This window comes from Bradyrhizobium sp. S3.2.6 (genome assembly GCF_040546885.1).
GTDB classification, from domain to species: domain Bacteria; phylum Pseudomonadota; class Alphaproteobacteria; order Rhizobiales; family Xanthobacteraceae; genus Bradyrhizobium; species Bradyrhizobium cytisi.
In genome coordinates this window covers 58,468-73,647 of record NZ_JBEPOS010000003.1, presented here as the reverse complement: position 1 = coordinate 73,647, position 15,180 = coordinate 58,468, and the positions used below count along the sequence as shown (strand labels likewise).

15 protein-coding genes and 1 pseudogene are annotated in these 15,180 nt (G+C 61.9%); 12 read left to right on the top strand and 4 right to left on the bottom strand.

Going from position 1 to position 15,180, the window contains the following annotated elements:
• Positions 1 to 9 precede the first annotated feature (9 nt).
• Positions 10 to 1,125, bottom strand: a complete 1,116-nt coding sequence (locus ABID58_RS08105) for an ATP-dependent DNA helicase (protein ID WP_354032252.1) — start codon at positions 1,123 to 1,125, stop codon at positions 10 to 12.
• A 183-nt stretch (positions 1,126 to 1,308) separates the two neighbouring features.
• On the opposite strand from ABID58_RS08105, the gene ABID58_RS08100 reads away from it, so the two are divergent.
• The 5 genes from ABID58_RS08100 to ABID58_RS08080 all read left to right on the top strand — a co-directional run bounded on the left by ABID58_RS08100 (position 1,309) and on the right by ABID58_RS08080 (position 6,578).
• The gene (locus tag ABID58_RS08100; protein WP_354032251.1) at positions 1,309 to 2,430 is read left to right on the top strand and encodes a helix-turn-helix domain-containing protein; all 1,122 of its coding nucleotides are present in this window, start codon (positions 1,309 to 1,311) and stop codon (positions 2,428 to 2,430) included.
• Positions 2,431 to 2,517: 87 nt separating this feature from the next.
• Positions 2,518 to 3,753, top strand: a complete 1,236-nt coding sequence (locus ABID58_RS08095) for an acyltransferase family protein (RefSeq protein WP_354032250.1) — start codon at positions 2,518 to 2,520, stop codon at positions 3,751 to 3,753.
• A 109-nt stretch (positions 3,754 to 3,862) separates the two neighbouring features.
• Positions 3,863 to 5,068: an LLM class flavin-dependent oxidoreductase gene (locus ABID58_RS08090; RefSeq protein ID WP_354032249.1), complete on the top strand. Its 1,206-nt coding sequence runs from the start codon at positions 3,863 to 3,865 to the stop codon at positions 5,066 to 5,068.
• A 66-nt stretch (positions 5,069 to 5,134) separates the two neighbouring features.
• A complete protein-coding gene (locus ABID58_RS08085) occupies positions 5,135 to 5,923 on the top strand; it encodes a helix-turn-helix transcriptional regulator (RefSeq protein WP_354032248.1) in 789 nt (262 codons plus the stop codon).
• 157 nt (positions 5,924 to 6,080) lie between these two features.
• Positions 6,081 to 6,578 (top strand): GDSL-type esterase/lipase family protein, encoded by a 498-nt coding sequence (locus ABID58_RS08080; RefSeq protein ID WP_354032247.1) that lies wholly within the window; start codon positions 6,081 to 6,083, stop codon positions 6,576 to 6,578.
• Positions 6,579 to 6,862: 284 nt separating this feature from the next.
• Here the strand turns inward: ABID58_RS08080 and ABID58_RS08075 are convergent, their stop codons facing one another.
• Positions 6,863 to 7,225 carry a hypothetical protein gene (locus ABID58_RS08075; protein WP_354032246.1) on the bottom strand — a complete coding sequence of 121 codons (363 nt, stop codon included), beginning with the start codon at positions 7,223 to 7,225 and terminating at the stop codon, positions 6,863 to 6,865.
• A gap of 120 nt (positions 7,226 to 7,345) precedes the next feature.
• Here ABID58_RS08075 and ABID58_RS08070 point away from each other — a divergent pair.
• Both ABID58_RS08070 and ABID58_RS08065 read left to right on the top strand, forming a co-directional pair.
• A pseudogene (locus tag ABID58_RS08070) lies at positions 7,346 to 7,555 on the top strand (response regulator transcription factor); the annotation flags it as partial.
• Positions 7,556 to 8,282: 727 nt separating this feature from the next.
• Positions 8,283 to 8,459, top strand: a complete 177-nt coding sequence (locus ABID58_RS08065; RefSeq protein WP_354032245.1) for a hypothetical protein — start codon at positions 8,283 to 8,285, stop codon at positions 8,457 to 8,459.
• A 96-nt stretch (positions 8,460 to 8,555) separates the two neighbouring features.
• On the opposite strand, the gene ABID58_RS08060 is transcribed toward ABID58_RS08065, so the two are convergent.
• Complete coding sequence (locus tag ABID58_RS08060; RefSeq protein ID WP_354032244.1) at positions 8,556 to 9,245, bottom strand: Crp/Fnr family transcriptional regulator; 690 nt, start codon at positions 9,243 to 9,245, stop codon at positions 8,556 to 8,558.
• 236 nt (positions 9,246 to 9,481) lie between these two features.
• On the opposite strand from ABID58_RS08060, the gene ABID58_RS08055 reads away from it, so the two are divergent.
• Together ABID58_RS08055 and ABID58_RS08050 are read left to right on the top strand one after the other, a co-directional pair.
• Positions 9,482 to 9,712 (top strand): DUF6894 family protein, encoded by a 231-nt coding sequence (locus ABID58_RS08055; RefSeq protein ID WP_354032243.1) that lies wholly within the window; start codon positions 9,482 to 9,484, stop codon positions 9,710 to 9,712.
• A 169-nt stretch (positions 9,713 to 9,881) separates the two neighbouring features.
• Entirely contained in the window at positions 9,882 to 10,139 is a 258-nt protein-coding gene (locus ABID58_RS08050) for a DUF6894 family protein (RefSeq protein WP_354032242.1), read from the top strand.
• A gap of 194 nt (positions 10,140 to 10,333) precedes the next feature.
• On the opposite strand, the gene ABID58_RS08045 is transcribed toward ABID58_RS08050, so the two are convergent.
• Positions 10,334 to 10,594, bottom strand: coding sequence for a YjiS-like domain-containing protein (locus tag ABID58_RS08045; RefSeq protein WP_354032241.1), 261 nt, complete (start codon positions 10,592 to 10,594; stop codon positions 10,334 to 10,336).
• Between the two features lie 308 nt (positions 10,595 to 10,902).
• Here ABID58_RS08045 and ABID58_RS08040 point away from each other — a divergent pair, with 308 nt between their 5' ends.
• The 3 genes from ABID58_RS08040 (at position 10,903) to ABID58_RS08030 (ending at position 15,163) form a co-directional block, all read left to right on the top strand.
• Complete coding sequence (locus ABID58_RS08040; protein WP_354032240.1) at positions 10,903 to 11,361, top strand: DUF3237 family protein; 459 nt, start codon at positions 10,903 to 10,905, stop codon at positions 11,359 to 11,361.
• A gap of 599 nt (positions 11,362 to 11,960) precedes the next feature.
• The gene (locus ABID58_RS08035; protein WP_354032239.1) at positions 11,961 to 12,884 is read left to right on the top strand and encodes a class I mannose-6-phosphate isomerase; all 924 of its coding nucleotides are present in this window, start codon (positions 11,961 to 11,963) and stop codon (positions 12,882 to 12,884) included.
• Complete coding sequence (locus ABID58_RS08030; protein WP_354032238.1) at positions 12,881 to 15,163, top strand: glycosyltransferase family 4 protein; 2,283 nt, start codon at positions 12,881 to 12,883, stop codon at positions 15,161 to 15,163. Before ABID58_RS08035 ends, ABID58_RS08030 begins: the two co-directional genes overlap by 4 nt.
• The last annotated feature ends 17 nt before the right edge of the window (positions 15,164 to 15,180 follow it).

Below are 15,180 nucleotides of genomic sequence, written 5' to 3'. Positions count from 1 at the left end.
AGCGGGGTTTTAGACGACGATGCTCAGCCGCTTCGCCGCGCGCGTGATGCCCGTGTACAGCCACCTTGCGCGGCTCTCCCCGAACGCAAAGCTCTCGTCGAACAGCACGACGTCGTCCCATTGCGAGCCCTGCGACTTGTGCACGGTCAGCACGTAGCCGTAGTCGAACTCGTCATAAGGCTTGCGCTGCTCCCAGGCGATCTGCTCGATGCCGCCCTCGAAGCAATCGGCGCGCACGGAGACCTTTGTGACCTTGTGGCCGAAATCCTCGTCGGGCGAGAGCCGCATGCTGAGGATGCGCGATTTCGAGCGCGAGGTGTTGCGCGACTTCACGCGCCACAGGCCGCCGTTGAACAGGCCCTTCTTGCGGTTGTTGCGCAGGCAGACCAGCTTGTCGCCGGCGACCGGAAAGACATCCTCGATGTTCTGGCGCTGCCGCACCCGCATGTTGTAGGCGCGTCGGGTGTTGTTGCGGCCGACCAGCACCTGGTCGGCGCCCATGACGCGATCGGGATCGAGCTCCTTGCGCGATACCACCTCGCTCTCGCCGTAGCGGCCGATGTCGAGCTCGCGGCCCTCGCGGACGTCCATCGACATCCGCACGATCGGATCGTCCTGGGCCTGGCGGTGCACCTCGGTGAGCATCGCATCCGGCTCGGTATTGGTGAAGAAGCCGCCGCCCTGGATCGGCGGCAGCTGCGCAGGGTCGCCGAGCACCAGCAGCGGACACTCGAACGACATCAGGTCGCGGCCCAATTCGGCATCGACCATCGAGCATTCGTCGATCACGATCAGCTTGGCCTTGGAGGCCGGCGCGTCGTCCCACAATTCAAAGCTCGGCTGCTCCTCGCCGGATTCGCGGGCGCGGTAGATCAGCGAATGGATGGTGGAGGCATCGTCGCACCCCTTGTTGCGCATCACCAGCGCCGCCTTGCCCGTGAAGGCGGCGAACTTCACCTCGCCGTCGACGCCGTCGGCGATGTGCCGCGCCAGCGTGGTCTTGCCGGTGCCGGCAAAGCCGAACAGGCGGAACACCGGCGGCGTGCCGTTGCGGCCGGGTTTTGCCTTGAGCCAGTCGCCGACGGCTTTCAGCGCGGCATCCTGATGCGGGGTGAATGTGGCCATGACTGTCTTGAAAGGTGCGAAACGAGGCGATTCGCGATTCCCCAAAACTAACCATTCGCCCCGCCGGTTCAAGCGGGGCCGCCACCCCTATGCCGCGACCACCGCGCAATTTTGGATTGTGCCCGCGCGAGGGCGGTGCGAGAGTTCGATCTCGAACCGGGGGGAATGTGAGTTGTGAACGCGATGGGGCTCACGGCCATCGATCTCGGGCTTCGCGGCGCAACGAGCGGCGTGTTCCTGTTGATCATTGTCGCTACGCTGTTGCGTCGTGCGACCGGCCAGCAGGCGTTGCTGGGCATGGCCATGTCTGCCGGTGGCGTGCTCTACGCCATCACGACCGCGCCGTTGTTTCCCAAATCGTCATGGTGGTGGGTGTTGCCGATCCTGTCCGGGCAACCTGCCGTGTTCTGGCTGTGGGCGCGCGCGGCGTTCGACGACGATTTCGTGCTGAGGCGATGGCACGGCGTGCTCTGGCTCGGCATCGTGGCCTTTGGCTTTGCGCTCACGCTTGGCTGGGCGTACTGGCCCGCTTTGGCCGGGGCCGGCGGGCGAGGCCTGGCGTTGATCAATCTGGCGCTGGCTCTCGCGGCCGCGGTTCAGACGGTCAAGACCTGGCGCGCCGATCTGGTCGCGCGGCGCCGCCGGCTTCGGCTGGCGATGCTGGCCATCAATGTCGGACTCATCGCTGTCGTCGCCGGCGCCGGCTTCGCCGCAATTCCTGTCGCGGTCCCCGGCGCGCCCGGCAGTCTGCCGACCGCGCTCAGCCTGTTCGTGGTGGCCATGATTGCCGGACTGGGGGCTTTTGCCGCGCAGCCGGCCGTGCCCGTCAACGACGCCATGGCGGCAATCGCATCCAGTAGCGGACGCGGTGCCGATCGTGCTCCTCCCGCAGGAAGGCTCGTGGTCGATCCGATCCTGCTGCGGCGCCTAGATCATCTGATGAGTGTGGAGCGGACCTACCGGCGGGAAGGTCTTGCGATCGGAGCGCTCGCGGCACGGCTCGACGTTCCGGAGCACCGGCTTCGCCAGGCCATCAACGAAGGGCTGGGCTATCGGAACTTCAATGCGTTCCTCAATCGCTATCGCATCGAGGATGCCAGGCTGGCGCTGTCCGATGTGACGCAACGGGAGGTCCCGGTGCTGACCATCGCCATGGATGCCGGCTTCCAATCGATCGGCCCCTTCAATCGCGCCTTCAAGGCCGAGACCGGCGTGACCCCGACCGAATTCCGGCGCGAGGCGCTGAGCCGGCCGGAAACCGGCTGCGATCCCGGGATCACCCAGCCGCGCCGAGAAATCGGCTAGCCGATTTTTGGATCGGGCGAGAGGGCCGCGCCGCGATTAGGCAGACTGTCCGGCGAGAACCCCTCGCCAACCAGCACGAGCCCATCCATGTCCCATGCGACCGGCGCCCCCGTATCGGAACGACTGCACGCGCTCGATGCGCTCAGGGGTGGCGCCCTGCTGCTCGGCATCGTCCTGCACGCGACATTGTCATTTTTGCCCGCCTCGGCCCAGTTCTGGTTCGTCAGGGACACCCATCCAAGCCTGCTGCTCGGCCTGCTGTCCTTCACCATCCACGTCTTCCGGATGACGACCTTCTTCCTGATGGCCGGCTTCTTCGCCCGCATGAGCTTTCATCGCCGAGGCACCTCGGGCTTCATCCGGGACAGGCTGCAGCGGATCGCCCTGCCGCTCGTGATCGGCTGGCCGATCGTCTTCACGCCCATCGCCCTGATCGTGATCTGGGCATCTTATCTGCCGAATGCCGGCCCGTTCCACGGCGTGCGCAATTGGCCGCCGGTGCTGCCGAATTTCCCCCTGACCCATCTCTGGTTTCTCTATGTGCTGCTGGAGCTCTATGCCGCCATGCTGCTGCTGCGCGCCGCCATTGTCTGGCTCGATGTGTCAGGCACTTGGCGAGCGGTTGTTGACCGCATCTTCGCCGGCACCATGCGACATCCGCTGGCGCCGCTGGTGCTGGCGATCCCGATCGGCATCGCCTTCAGCCTCGATCAACGATGGATCAACGTGATGGGCGTGAGGACGCCGGATCAATCGCTCATCACCAATGCGCAGGCCTGGATCGGCTTCGGCACCGCATTCGGCGTTGGCTGGCTGTTGCATCGGCAGGTCGATCTGCTGCGGCTGCTCGAGCGACGCTGGCTCCCGTATCTTGTGCTCGCGCTCGGCCTGATCCTGATCAGCTTCGTGCTGTCAGGCGTGATCCTGTCCTCACCGGGCGCGCCGAAACTGCCTTTCAGCTTCGCCACGCTCAGGCTTGTCTCTGCCATCCTCTATGCACCGGCGATCTGGATCTCGACCTTCGCAGTCATCGGGCTCGTGCTGCGCTTCATGTCCGGCTTCAGCCCGACCTGGCGCTATCTCGCCGATGCATCCTATTGGCTCTATGTGATCCACATGCCGATCGTGATGGCGCTGCAGGTCGCGTTGTCGCAGCGCGACTGGCCCGGGCTGATCAAGTTCGCAATCATTCTAGTCGTCGCGATTCCCTTGATGCTGGCGAGCTACCATCTGCTGGTGCGCTTCACCTTCATCGGTGCGGTGCTGAATGGCCGCCGCGCCGAAAAGCGCGTCCTCCCGCAGGGCGGAATTGCGACTGCGTAGACAGCGCCGCCCCACGCATTAAGATGCTCGCAACAAGAAATAAGCGGGCAAGAAAACTTGCAAAAAAACTTGCAAAAAAATTGCAAGAGAACTTGGGAGAGATGGCGCCATGAAGTTCGGCATCTTCTATGAGCTGCAATTGCCGCGGCCCTGGGTGGCCGGCGACGAGCTCAGGCTCTATCAAGACGCGCTCTCGCAGATGGAGCTCGCCGACAGGCTCGGCTACGACCATGCCTGGGTGGTCGAGCATCACTTCCTTGAAGAATATTCGCACTCGCCCTCGCCTGAATCCTTCCTCGCTGCTGCGAGCCAGCGCACCAAAAACATCCGGCTCGGCCACGGCATCCTCCAGCTCACCACCAACCATCCGGCGCGCGTTGCCGAGCGCGTCGCGGTGCTCGACCTGCTCTCCAACGGCCGCTGCGAATTCGGCATGGGCGAGAGCGCGTCCATCACCGAGCTGACGCCGTTCGGCCGCGACATGGAGACCAAGAAGGAGGTCTTTGAAGAGGCCGTCGCCGCGATCTTCCCGATGTTCGGGGATGCGGGAAGCGAGCATCACGGCAAATACTTTGACATCCCTTTGCGCAATGTCGTGCCGAAGCCGGTGCAGAAGCCGCACCCGCCGCTGTGGATGGCGTGCTCGCAGCTGCCGACCATCGAGCGCGCGGGTCGTCATGGTTTTGGCGCGCTCGGCTTCCAGTTCGTCAGCGCCGATGCCGCGCATGCCTGGGTGCACGCCTATTACAACGCGATGACCAAGCGGTTGCACAAGCTCGCCGACTACGAGATCAACCCGAACATGGCGCTGGTGTCGTTCTTCATGTGCGCCAAGACCGACGAGGAGGCGCGTGCGCGTGCCGACGGCGCCACCTTCTTCCAGTTCGCGCTGCGCTTCTACGGCGCCTCGCAGAACCGCCAGCGTCCGGCGCCCTACACCGTCAACATGTGGGACGAGTACAACAAGTGGAAGCGCGACAATCCGGAAGCGCAGGAGGCGGCCTTGCGCGGCGGCCTGATCGGCTCGCCGGAGACGATCCGCAGGAAGCTGAAGCGCTTCCAATCGTCGCATATCGACCAGGTCATCCTGCTCAACCAGGCCGGCAAGAACAGCCACGAGCACATCTGCGAATCGCTGGAGCTGTTCGGCCGCGAGGTGATGCCGGAGTTCCAGAGCGATCCGGCACAGGCGGCCTGGAAGAGGAGCGTCATGAGCGGCGAGATCAAGCTCGAGGAGATCGACACCGAGGCCTTCACCGACCGCTACGGCAAGCTCGCCATCAATGTCGCGCCGGCGAAGGCGGCGGCGGGGTAGGGGCCGCTTCCGGCGCACCGCCCTTGCTGATATCGTCCGCCAAAACAACCTTGGCGGAGGATACCCATGCGGCCCCACGCGATGGCCTCAAATTTGGCGGCTGGCGACGTCACGCCCGCGGTGCTCGCCATCGGCCGTCCGGATTTTCCAAACATCCTCATTGACACGCTGCGCCGGCAGGCCGGCGTCGGCCATTGCATGGTGTTCGCGCTGACGCGCGCCGGTGCGGCGAGCTGTCTGCTCGATGCCGGCAACATCCCGACCGGCGGCGATCTCGGTGCCGCCTATGCCGGTCAGTTCCACGAATCCGATCCCAATCGCGATGCGCTGTTCGAAACCGAGGGCAGCGCGCCGATCATGCTGCCGTCGTTCGCGCCGCGCATGTATGGCGCGCGCTACCGCAAGATCTTTTTTCACGATTCCGGCATCGTCGATAAATGCGCGACCGCGATCTGGGCTGATGACACCTGCTTCTATGTCAACTTCTATCGTATCGCCGTGCAGGGCCGCTTTGGCGACGTCGACCGTGCGCGGCTACACGCGATCGCGCCGGCGATTGGCGCCAGCGTCGCGCGTCATTTCCGGCAGGCCGCGACTGCGCCGCTCGACCAGAACCTCGCCGCGTTGTTTGCGGCGTGCGCACCACTTTCCGCGCTGACGCCGCGCGAGCAGGAGGTGTGCCGGCACATCCTGCTCGGTCTCAGCTCGGAGGCGATCTCGCAAGCGCTCGGCATCAGCCTGCATTCGACCCTGACCTACCGCAAGCGTGCCTATGAGCGGCTCGGCATTTCCGCGCAGAACGAATTGTTTGGAATCGTGCTGGGCCTGCTCGTGGGGCCCGGTCGCCTGAACTGAGGGGTACTCTAAGTTCTGCTCTCCGAAAGCAAGGCGGACACGCGGTCCGCGCTCCGGGACGGTCGCATTTTGGCCCCGAGCCGACGTCCGCGTTCTCATAATGAGCAGTTGGTGATAAGCATGCGGCGGGAATTCATGCCTGTCGGGGGACGCGAGAGTGGCAGCAAAGCTTGGCCAGATCATTCTTGTTGGTGCATTCGGGGTGCTCTCCGCGCTTGGCGCCGCTCACGCTGCAACCGTTGTGGCCCTCGGGGCCAGCAACACCTTCGGTAAGGGTGTGTCGCGTAGCCAAGCCTATCCCGCACAGCTTGAAACGCTTCTCCGTTCGAAGGGTCTCAACGTCCGTGTCATCAATGCTGGCGTCAACGGTGACACCACGGGAGGCATGCTGGCCCGACTGGATCGCGTGGTCCCGAAAGGAACTAGCGTTGTGATCCTTCAGCCCGGCGGTAACGACCGGAGGAAGCTAGCCGCCGACAACACCCCTGCCATCCAAAGTCGGCTAAGCGCGATGGGAATCAAGGTTGTCATGCTCCCGAATGGGATGCTGCACGGACTGCCGCATCAGCCTGACGGGCAACATCTCACGCCAGAGGGCTATCACACGCTGGCAGAGAATCTGGTTGGCGAAGTCGCCGCAGCACTGGGGAAATAGCGTCAAACCGCCTCTGCATGGCTCGAAATCCCTCGAGCCATGCGATCCTGTGTCTCGGGCGCAGCCGACGGGCCGGCGTGGACTAGCGGCGGCCCTTGATTTCGGCGACTTGATTTTCGCCGGCCAACTTGCCTCCGGCTAGCAGGCTGCTGCAAAGCCACCGAGCCTCTCTGGAGGTCGAGCCCAGGAAGGTTTTGGTGTCGACGCACTGCGCGTAGGTGTTGTAGGTCAGCGTGTCTCGGCACGTCGGTGAGAAATTGCTGATATCGCGATCCCCACTTATACTACATCCAACCCAGGGCGCGTTGCCGACCCTGTAACTTGTTTCGCAACCACCGTTGCAAGTGCTGGCGGATCTCTCCAGCCTGGCAAGCCGCCCCAATGCCGTATTCGGCGCGAACACTGGGGTTTGAGCGGTTGACGAGCCGGATGTCCGGTGGGCTGTCGCTGTCGTTGACCTCCGCGGCGATGTAACCGTTGGTCTTGCCATCTGCTTCGGCGCTTCGACCGAGACGGCGGGAAGCGAGGAGTCGGAGCCTGTTGTGGTTTGCGACATTGCCGTACCGCTTGTGCTGCACAGCAAGAGAGTTGACAAAATAACGACGGCTGACGGCACGGCGAAGCCTGATGACAATTTCATAAGACATCTCCCCAAATGCGGGACGGAAATGCCGTCCCGACAACTGCAGATTGTACCATGGTATTCGGAAACCGGCAATCGCGAAGGGCGAAAGAGCGTCTCACGATTTGTCGTAAAGGCCGCGACGGCAACGCCCGGCCAGAACCTCGCCGCGTTGTTTGCGACGTGCGCGCCACTTTCCGCGTTGACGCCGCGCGAGCAGGAGGTGTGCCGGCACATCCTGCTCGGTCTCGGCTCGGAGGCGATCTCGCAAGCGCTCGGCATCAGCCTGCATTCGACCCAGACCTATCGCAAGCGCGCCTATGAGCGGCTCGGCATTTCCGCGCAGAACGAATAGTTTTCGATCGTGCTGGGCCTGCTCGCGGGGCCCGGTCGCCTGAATTGAGGGGATACGTGAGTGCGGCGGGGAGAATGAATGGTCCGGCGCCGAAGCCAATTCTCCTAGTTCCTTTTAGATCCCGGAATTTTCCCAAGAACCGCTCCTCGGGCGTCCCGGACTGACACCGTGCGGCCCGTCTGATCCGCGATCCGCTTTGCGAGGTCCAGCGCCTCCGCTTCGTCGACGTGGTCGGCAACCGACATCGAGAGAGCTCCGGCGCCGGCGCCGATGAGGACGATGTTGTTGCACTTTCGGGAATCTCTCTTATCGGTCACGGCGTGACTCCCCCGATCGACCTGGATGTCACGATGGAGGCTGAAGGTGGCTGGTCAGACGCCTGATGTCGTTTGAGGTCAGGGGATCGGCGATCACCTTGGTCTCGATGAAACGGCACTTCGGGCATTCAAAGATGCGCTTTTCGCAATTGTCGGGTTTGGGAGACGCGCTCAGCAGCTCCATCCGCGTCTGGCATCTTCGACAACGCGGCCGTTCGATAGTGATCAATGAACCCACTGTCGATGCAGACATCGCATCTCACCAAAAAGGAAAAGCATCTCGCCGAAAACGAAAAAGTTAACAAGGCGCAAGAAGCCTGTCCGTCCGGAATCCGACATTTGGGTCGGAAAAATCCGACTTGAGCAGCCACGTGGCGGGACTAAAATCACGTCGATAAAAGAGCTTGCCGATGACCGCAAAGCGAAGACGATTCAAGCAGACGCTTTCGCTCGATGAGCGCCTCAGGAAAACTGCGGAAGAATGCCGTGCCAAAGCAAAGCTTCTTCGAGGAACGGAGGCGCAGGCGCTTTTGGAAAAGGCGCGTGAGTTCGAGGCACAGGTCTCGATCAACAGGCTGTTCGATTAAAGCATTTTCGCGCGAAGCTGATGCCGGTTCGCGAAGAGAGCATGTCAAGGCAAAAACCTGGAGCCATGTTCCGATTCCATCGGAATGGAAACAGCTCTAGATCACATTCTGCTCGCGAAGTGTTTCAAAGCACTCGCAGGACCGTGCTTTCAAGGCATCGAGGTCGAGGATGTTGATGACGCCACGCGAGTAATTGATGAGCCCGGCCTCTTGAAGTTTTTGCGCGACCTCGGTGACCGACGTGCGGCGGACGCCGAGCATTTCAGAGAGGAATTCCTGGGTGAGGTGAATGGTCATGTTTTGCGTCACCGAGCTGGTCTGCAACAGCCATCTGCAAAATCGCTCTTCAATCAAATGCAGGGCATTGCAGGCGGCTGTCACGCGGGCCTGGGCAAGCAGGTTCTCGTTGGACCGCAGGCACATCAGCTGAAGCGCTTTGCTGGTCTCGCCGTGCCGTCTCATGGACGCGGCGGGAATGACGGCCGCGGTCGTCGAGATTTGAATGATCGCCCGAACCTGCGACTTGTGCAGGCCGAACGTCGCAGAAGCGCCAAACGCGCCGTCCTTGCCGATCGTCGCCGTCTCGACGGCCTTGCCATTTCTCATGATCGTGAGGAGCGAGATCATGCCGCCGAAGGGAAAGTAGACTTGGTCGATTTCGTCGCCGACCTCGGCGAGCACCTTGCCTTGCGCAAGGGATAGCACCGTCATTTGGGGCCGAAGTTGCTCAAATTCGGCCCGCGGCAGACTGGCCAGCAGGGAGTTGGCGAGTGGTGCGGTCGGCATAGTGTATCCCGCCCGGTCGGTCTGGGCCGTCTTCCGCGGGGATTGACGTAGCGTTCCGAGTTGACGCCTCCACGGGAATTTCTAGGTAGGCTACAAACCGGCATTTCGTCGGTACGGTTTCCGACTTATACCAGGAGCTGAATTCCACGAGCGCGGTTTAACTAGGCGCCCGATTCCGATGCATTACTAGGGCAAACGCAACATTTAATGTTCGGAACCGGACTCACGAGGGAAAGATGCCGAGATTCTTCTTTGTCGTCGCCGATGGTCGAAACATGGAAATCCAGAACGACGGGCTGGAGCTGCCCGACCGCGACGCTGCCTGGGTGGAAGCAACGACCGCATGTGGAGAGCTGCTCCGCGATCTCGATGGCAAGCTCCTGCCCGGAGATCAGTGGTCCATGAAGGTCAAGGATGCTGCCGGCGCAGATATCTACCTGCTGGAGTTCAAGACCAGCGCGGTCTGACGCAACGACGTGCTGAAGGACCTTGGAACTGCATCATCCCGGGGAACCGAACGCCTGCCGTTGTGTCCGGTATCCGACATAAGATAGCCTCCCTCATCACCGTCCCGTCCGCGGCTTCGACCGGTGACTGAGAGAGGATCGTGCTCCCGCCGGGTTCATGGTGGCGCCGATGCACGACTCCCAGCCCGCAACGACGTCCTACCGGCTCCGGATTTGGGCCAACGGGATCGAGGAGGAATGGTCGGTTCCCCATGACGGCAATGATGCAAGCGCACTTTGGGACGAAGCCGCCGTGACCGCGTGCGACATGATCCGCGACATCAAGTTTGGCGACATCAGGCCGGACCTCGACTGGCATTTCGAGGTCTGCGATCCGGCCGGCACTGTGATCAGCCGATTTTCGTTTAGGGCGGAGCGCCTCACGTGAAAATGGCTCGGCGCTCTCACGCGCTCAAATCGATCGCGGACGGAAGTCATTGAGCTTCCGGCCCGAGGCGGAAGTTCGACAACGAGGAGCGACCGCCAGCGAGATCAAGTTATCTCGACCCAGGCGATCGGGTTGACGCGCCGTCCGCAGGCGGCCTCTCGCGCGCCGCCTGGACCAGGAAGGATATTGGAGACTCATCGGCTGTCGCGCCAGGCGTCCACATACAAGGAGCACCTTCGTACTTCTTCAACGTCCGTCCTCGATAGGCCCATGTCGGCGAGCAATCGGTCGTCCAGCTCGAGAAGTTCCCTGTATTGACGGCGTCGCTCCAACCCCAGTGCTATTCCGGTCAAGAGCGCGAGGGGGAGTTGCCAGAACCATCGAAGATCTGGAAAAGCGGGCAGACTTGGGCGGGATGTATCGGGTGAGCCGCGGGTGGTGCTGCTGCAAGCCATGTTTCACCTCCGTAATGGAGCGAAACAACCTTGGCTCGGAAGCTGATCGGGCGGTTGTCGAAGGCCCGAACTACAACACTATCATGTCCCTCTTCGGCTCACAAGCTGAAGCCAAATACCACAAGCCTGCCGTTCGGCCTGCTTCGAAGTCATCCGCCAATGTGGTTTCGCCTGTCACGAGCCGACTTGAGAGCGCCAACTGCGCCGGCAAGCGAGGCTGCGAAATAATTTGTCCTGAACATGTCGCCTTGGCGGCCGCCGGTTCGACTGGATGTCGGCAACCCAGTCGAACAACTCGGAGAAGTGCAATGGCTCAAGATCCTGGAATGAGAGGCGAGAAGATATACGAATGCGATCTCGCTCTCACGGGCGTAACGGACTACGGCGTAAGCATGGACGATATCCTTGCCGGCAAGCAAGCGGTCCCACTGCAAGGAGCACGCTTCGACCTTCATATCGATGGACCCTGTCAGGGCCGCCTTTCGGGACGCCAGCATGGCATCGACTATTTGCGAATGCGCGCTGATGGTCGCATCGACCTCAACCTGCACGTTATCGTCGACACCGACGATGGGCATCGGATTGCGTTGTCGGGCGATGGCCAGGCGGCACTGCGAAACGGCGAGCCGGTGGTCGATATCTTTGCAAACATCCGGCTCACCACCGCCTCCAAAGAGTATGCATGGGTCAATCAGCGGCAGATCTGGAGCGTAGGAACTGGAGACCTGGCCACGCGGAGGATTCGTATCGCGGCGTATATGCAATGATGGCGACACTCCGAACCGCACCGGGTCTGGCAAGGGCATCGCGAAGGAGGCAGCCTTGCCAGCCGTCCAGGCGACGAAGTTTGATTGGGGTTGGCTCAGGCCGATCGAAAGGCCGTGCATACCGAATTTGGCCCCAACTTCAATTGCGAGACCTGTGACGTTGCGGTGCAGCCGTAAAGGCTGCTCAGTTCCGAGGAATTTCCTAGCTATTTGGGGGGTAAAGGCGCTGAGTGATCCGCGCGATGGTCGATCCTCCCAATTTCAGATTCGTCAACAGTCTCCGCCCACCATGCTCTAGGTGTGGCGGCCGAATGGGATGGGCTCTCCGTGTGGACCGGCCCTCGGACCGAAGTCTGACGCCCGAACAGCTAAGCTAGACCAAATACGACTCAGAAGCGCAATTGGTTGCTGAGAAGGAGGGTAAAGCAGAACGCGACCGTTGTAATCAAGTCGGGGAGTAGCCACCTAACGAACTCAGCATCCGGCCCGCTTCAAGCGCCTGTCCGGACACGCGACGCTTAGCCACGCCAAATCTTACGGTCGACAACGGCCAACGGCACGTCGCCTTGACGTGCGCGTCACCCCGGTCAGGACATCTCATGCCTACCGAACAAGCCGCCGTGCGGGTCGTCCACAAACCGTGGGGGGTTCGCGATCTGCAACCGTGGAGCAGCGTCGACGGGTCTGGTCGTGCCGTCGGAGAGTTGTGGTTCGAGCGGGCCAACAAGGATGCGCCCACCCCGGCGTTGCTCCTCAAGCTACTGTTCACCAGCGAACCATTGTCGATCCAGGTTCATCCCGACGACACTTACGCACGTGCGATGGGGATGCCGAACGGCAAGAGCGAGGCATGGTATATCCTCGCGGCCCAGCCCGACGCGCAGATCGGCGTTGGATTAAAGCACCAGATAACTCCACAACAATTGCGCGCGTCGATCCAGAACGGTTCGATCGCCGAACTCATTCACTGGCGATCGGTTGCCAAAGGCGACGTCATCTACATCCCGGCCGGTACCATCCACGCCGTCGGCGCCGGCATCGTGCTCGCTGAAATTCAGCAGCACAGCGACGCCACATTCCGGCTATTCGACTACGGCCGGCAGCGCGAATTGCATGAAGACAATGGGGTCGCCGTCGCCCACCCATGGCCCCTTCCAACGCCAGGCAATCCGACGCCCTTGACCGTAAACCGAACGGTACTGGTCGCGAGCAAGCATTTCGTTCTCGAGCGGCTTGAACTGCTCGAGGGGTCAAGCTGGGCGCTGCTTGCAGAACCGGAAACCTGGATTCTCACCCTCGACGGCCATGCGGCAATCGGCTTAACCGCGGCAGCTATCGGACATGCCATCTTCATCGGTGGCGGCTGCACCAGCATAGAGGTTGGCAATAACGGATTGAGCGCGCTGATTGCGTATCCTGCAAGTCGCCCGATCGATTCCCTGTTGCAGAGTTTAAGCAAGCAACCGGGCAAGCCTGCCAATCCAGCTGCGATCCCCGTTCCGCAATTTGCAGGCCTCGAATGATGCCGCTTCGCCGCGTCGCCCTGATCGGCAATTCACTGCCTCGCCGCTGCGGTATCGCCACCTTCACGACCGACCTTGAACGCGCGATTTCGAATTCAAGGCCGGACCTGGAGACCAGTATTATCGCCATGAACGACCACGCACAGGCCTACGACTATCCCGGTTCGGTCGCATTCCAGATCAAGGATGACGTCATTGGAGACTATGTGCGTGCCGCAGCCTTCCTGAATGCCGGTCGCTACGACGTCGTCTGCCTGCAACACGAATTCGGAATCTTCGGCGGGGAAGCCGGCGCTCACATTCTCGAGCTGCTTTCACGCCTCAGCATGCCGGTTATCACGACGCTACACACGGTGCTCGCCAAGCCGACCACCGCCCAGCGCGCGGTGATGGAGCGTATCGTCGAGGCATCTTCGAAAATCATTGTGATGGCCAACAAGGGACGCGAGATGCTGCGTAGCGTCTATCGCGTGCCGGACGACAAGGTCGAGGTCATTGCGCACGGCATTCCCGACTTTCCCTTTGTCGAGCCCGATGCTGCCAAGGCCAAACTTGGATTCAGCAACCGCTCGGTCATTCTGACTTTCGGCCTGCTCTCCCCCAGCAAGGGCATCGAGGTCATGATCGACGCCATGCCCTCGATTCTGGAGCGCCGCGCGGACGCGGTCTATGTCGTACTCGGCGCGACGCATCCCAATCTGGTGCGCGACCAGGGTGAGGCCTATCGCGAAAGCCTGATGAAGCGCGTGCGCGAACTTGGGGGTGAGAACCACGTCGTATTCCTCGACCAGTTCGTCGATCAGGCCACGCTGCTCGAATTCATTTCGATGTGCGACGTCTACGTCACGCCTTATCTCAACGAAGCGCAGATGACGTCGGGCACGCTGGCCTACAGCTTCGGTCTCGGGAAGCCGGTGGTTTCGACGCCTTATTGGCACGCGTTGGAGCTGCTGGATGACGGTCGTGGCGTCATCGTTCCCTTCGGCAATTCTGCCGCGACCGGCAAGGAAATTGCGCGATTGCTCACCGATACCCCTCGTCGTCAGGCGATGCGCGAGCGCGCCTACGCCGTCAGCCGATCGATGACATGGGTTCGCACGGCCGAGCGCTATATTGCCGTATTCGAAGACGCGCGGCAGGGCGACTGGCTCAAGGTGATCGCGCGCACCGGACCGGTTGCGATCGCGCACAGCCCTGCGGCGTCGGACATGCAGTTGGATCACTTTCTTTCGATGTGCGACGACACCGGCCTGTTCCAGCATGCGGTGCATTCGGTACCTGATCGCGCGCACGGCTATTGCGTGGACGACAATGCGCGCGCCTTGCTGCTCGCCTGCGCCCTCAACAATCCCGGCGAAAAACGTCTGCCTGAGGTTTTGACTGCCCGCTTTGCCGCATTCGTGCAGCATGCGTGGAATCCCGACACCAGACGCTTTCGCAACTTCATGGGCTTCAATCGAACCTGGCTGGAAGACCGTGGCTCCGAAGACAGCCATGGACGAACATTGTGGGCGCTGGGTGAGTGCGCACGGAAGGATGCAAGCCCGTCGCGACGTCGATGGGCTGAAGCCTTGTTTGCCAAGGCGTTGCCGACTGTTGAGGCCTTTGCTTCGCCGCGTGCATTGGCCTTCACCCTGCTGGGTCTGGACGGTTATTGCGCCGTCGTTCCCGATGACGCGCGCGCCCTGGAAATCCGGCACTTCCTCGCCGACAGGTTGATGTCGAGCCTCGCGTCGGTCGAAACGCCGGACTGGACGTGGTTCGAGGAGTGTCTGGCGTATGACAATGCGCGCTTGCCGCAGGCCTTGATGCTGACAGGCATGGCCACGCAAACGCCTGACTACCTCGATGCCGGAATGCGATCCCTGCGTTGGCTGATGAAACAACAAACGGCTTCGACCGGGCATTTCCGCCCCATCGGCACCGCCGGCTTCGGCGAACTGCGCCAACCGCCTCGCCCATTCGACCAGCAGCCGGTGGAAGCCACGGCGACGATCGCCGCCTGCCTGACCGCTTGGCGAGCAGACGGCGACGCCGAATGGAAAGCGATCGCAACCAGCGTTTTCGCCTGGTTTCTCGGCCGCAACGATCTATCGATCGTGCTCGTCGATGCCGAGACCGGCAGTTGCCGGGATGGATTGCATCCCGACCGCGCCAACGAAAACCGAGGCGGTGAGTCAGTCGTGTCCTATCTGCTCGGTCTTGCCGATATTCGTCAGCTTGCGCGCGTCAACGTCAGCGAAACACCCCCCGTGGCCTTTCGCGCCATCGGCGCCTGATTACATTTTTCCCTCCA

What these genes read in the sequence shown, in the direction of transcription:
- ABID58_RS08105 (WP_354032252.1), bottom strand. Translation starts at nt 1,125, where the DNA reads ATGGCCACATTCACCCCGCATCAGGATGCCGCGCTGAAAGCCGTCGGC.
- ABID58_RS08100 (WP_354032251.1), top strand. Translation starts at nt 1,309, where the DNA reads ATGGGGCTCACGGCCATCGATCTCGGGCTTCGCGGCGCAACGAGCGGC.
- ABID58_RS08095 (WP_354032250.1), top strand. Translation starts at nt 2,518, where the DNA reads ATGTCCCATGCGACCGGCGCCCCCGTATCGGAACGACTGCACGCGCTC.
- ABID58_RS08090 (WP_354032249.1), top strand. Translation starts at nt 3,863, where the DNA reads ATGAAGTTCGGCATCTTCTATGAGCTGCAATTGCCGCGGCCCTGGGTG.
- ABID58_RS08085 (WP_354032248.1), top strand. Translation starts at nt 5,135, where the DNA reads ATGCGGCCCCACGCGATGGCCTCAAATTTGGCGGCTGGCGACGTCACG.
- ABID58_RS08075 (WP_354032246.1), bottom strand. Translation starts at nt 7,225, where the DNA reads ATGTCTTATGAAATTGTCATCAGGCTTCGCCGTGCCGTCAGCCGTCGT.
- ABID58_RS08065 (WP_354032245.1), top strand. Translation starts at nt 8,283, where the DNA reads ATGACCGCAAAGCGAAGACGATTCAAGCAGACGCTTTCGCTCGATGAG.
- ABID58_RS08060 (WP_354032244.1), bottom strand. Translation starts at nt 9,245, where the DNA reads ATGCCGACCGCACCACTCGCCAACTCCCTGCTGGCCAGTCTGCCGCGG.
- ABID58_RS08055 (WP_354032243.1), top strand. Translation starts at nt 9,482, where the DNA reads ATGCCGAGATTCTTCTTTGTCGTCGCCGATGGTCGAAACATGGAAATC.
- ABID58_RS08050 (WP_354032242.1), top strand. Translation starts at nt 9,882, where the DNA reads ATGCACGACTCCCAGCCCGCAACGACGTCCTACCGGCTCCGGATTTGG.
- ABID58_RS08045 (WP_354032241.1), bottom strand. Translation starts at nt 10,594, where the DNA reads ATGGCTTGCAGCAGCACCACCCGCGGCTCACCCGATACATCCCGCCCA.
- ABID58_RS08040 (WP_354032240.1), top strand. Translation starts at nt 10,903, where the DNA reads ATGGCTCAAGATCCTGGAATGAGAGGCGAGAAGATATACGAATGCGAT.
- ABID58_RS08035 (WP_354032239.1), top strand. Translation starts at nt 11,961, where the DNA reads ATGCCTACCGAACAAGCCGCCGTGCGGGTCGTCCACAAACCGTGGGGG.
- ABID58_RS08030 (WP_354032238.1), top strand. Translation starts at nt 12,881, where the DNA reads ATGATGCCGCTTCGCCGCGTCGCCCTGATCGGCAATTCACTGCCTCGC.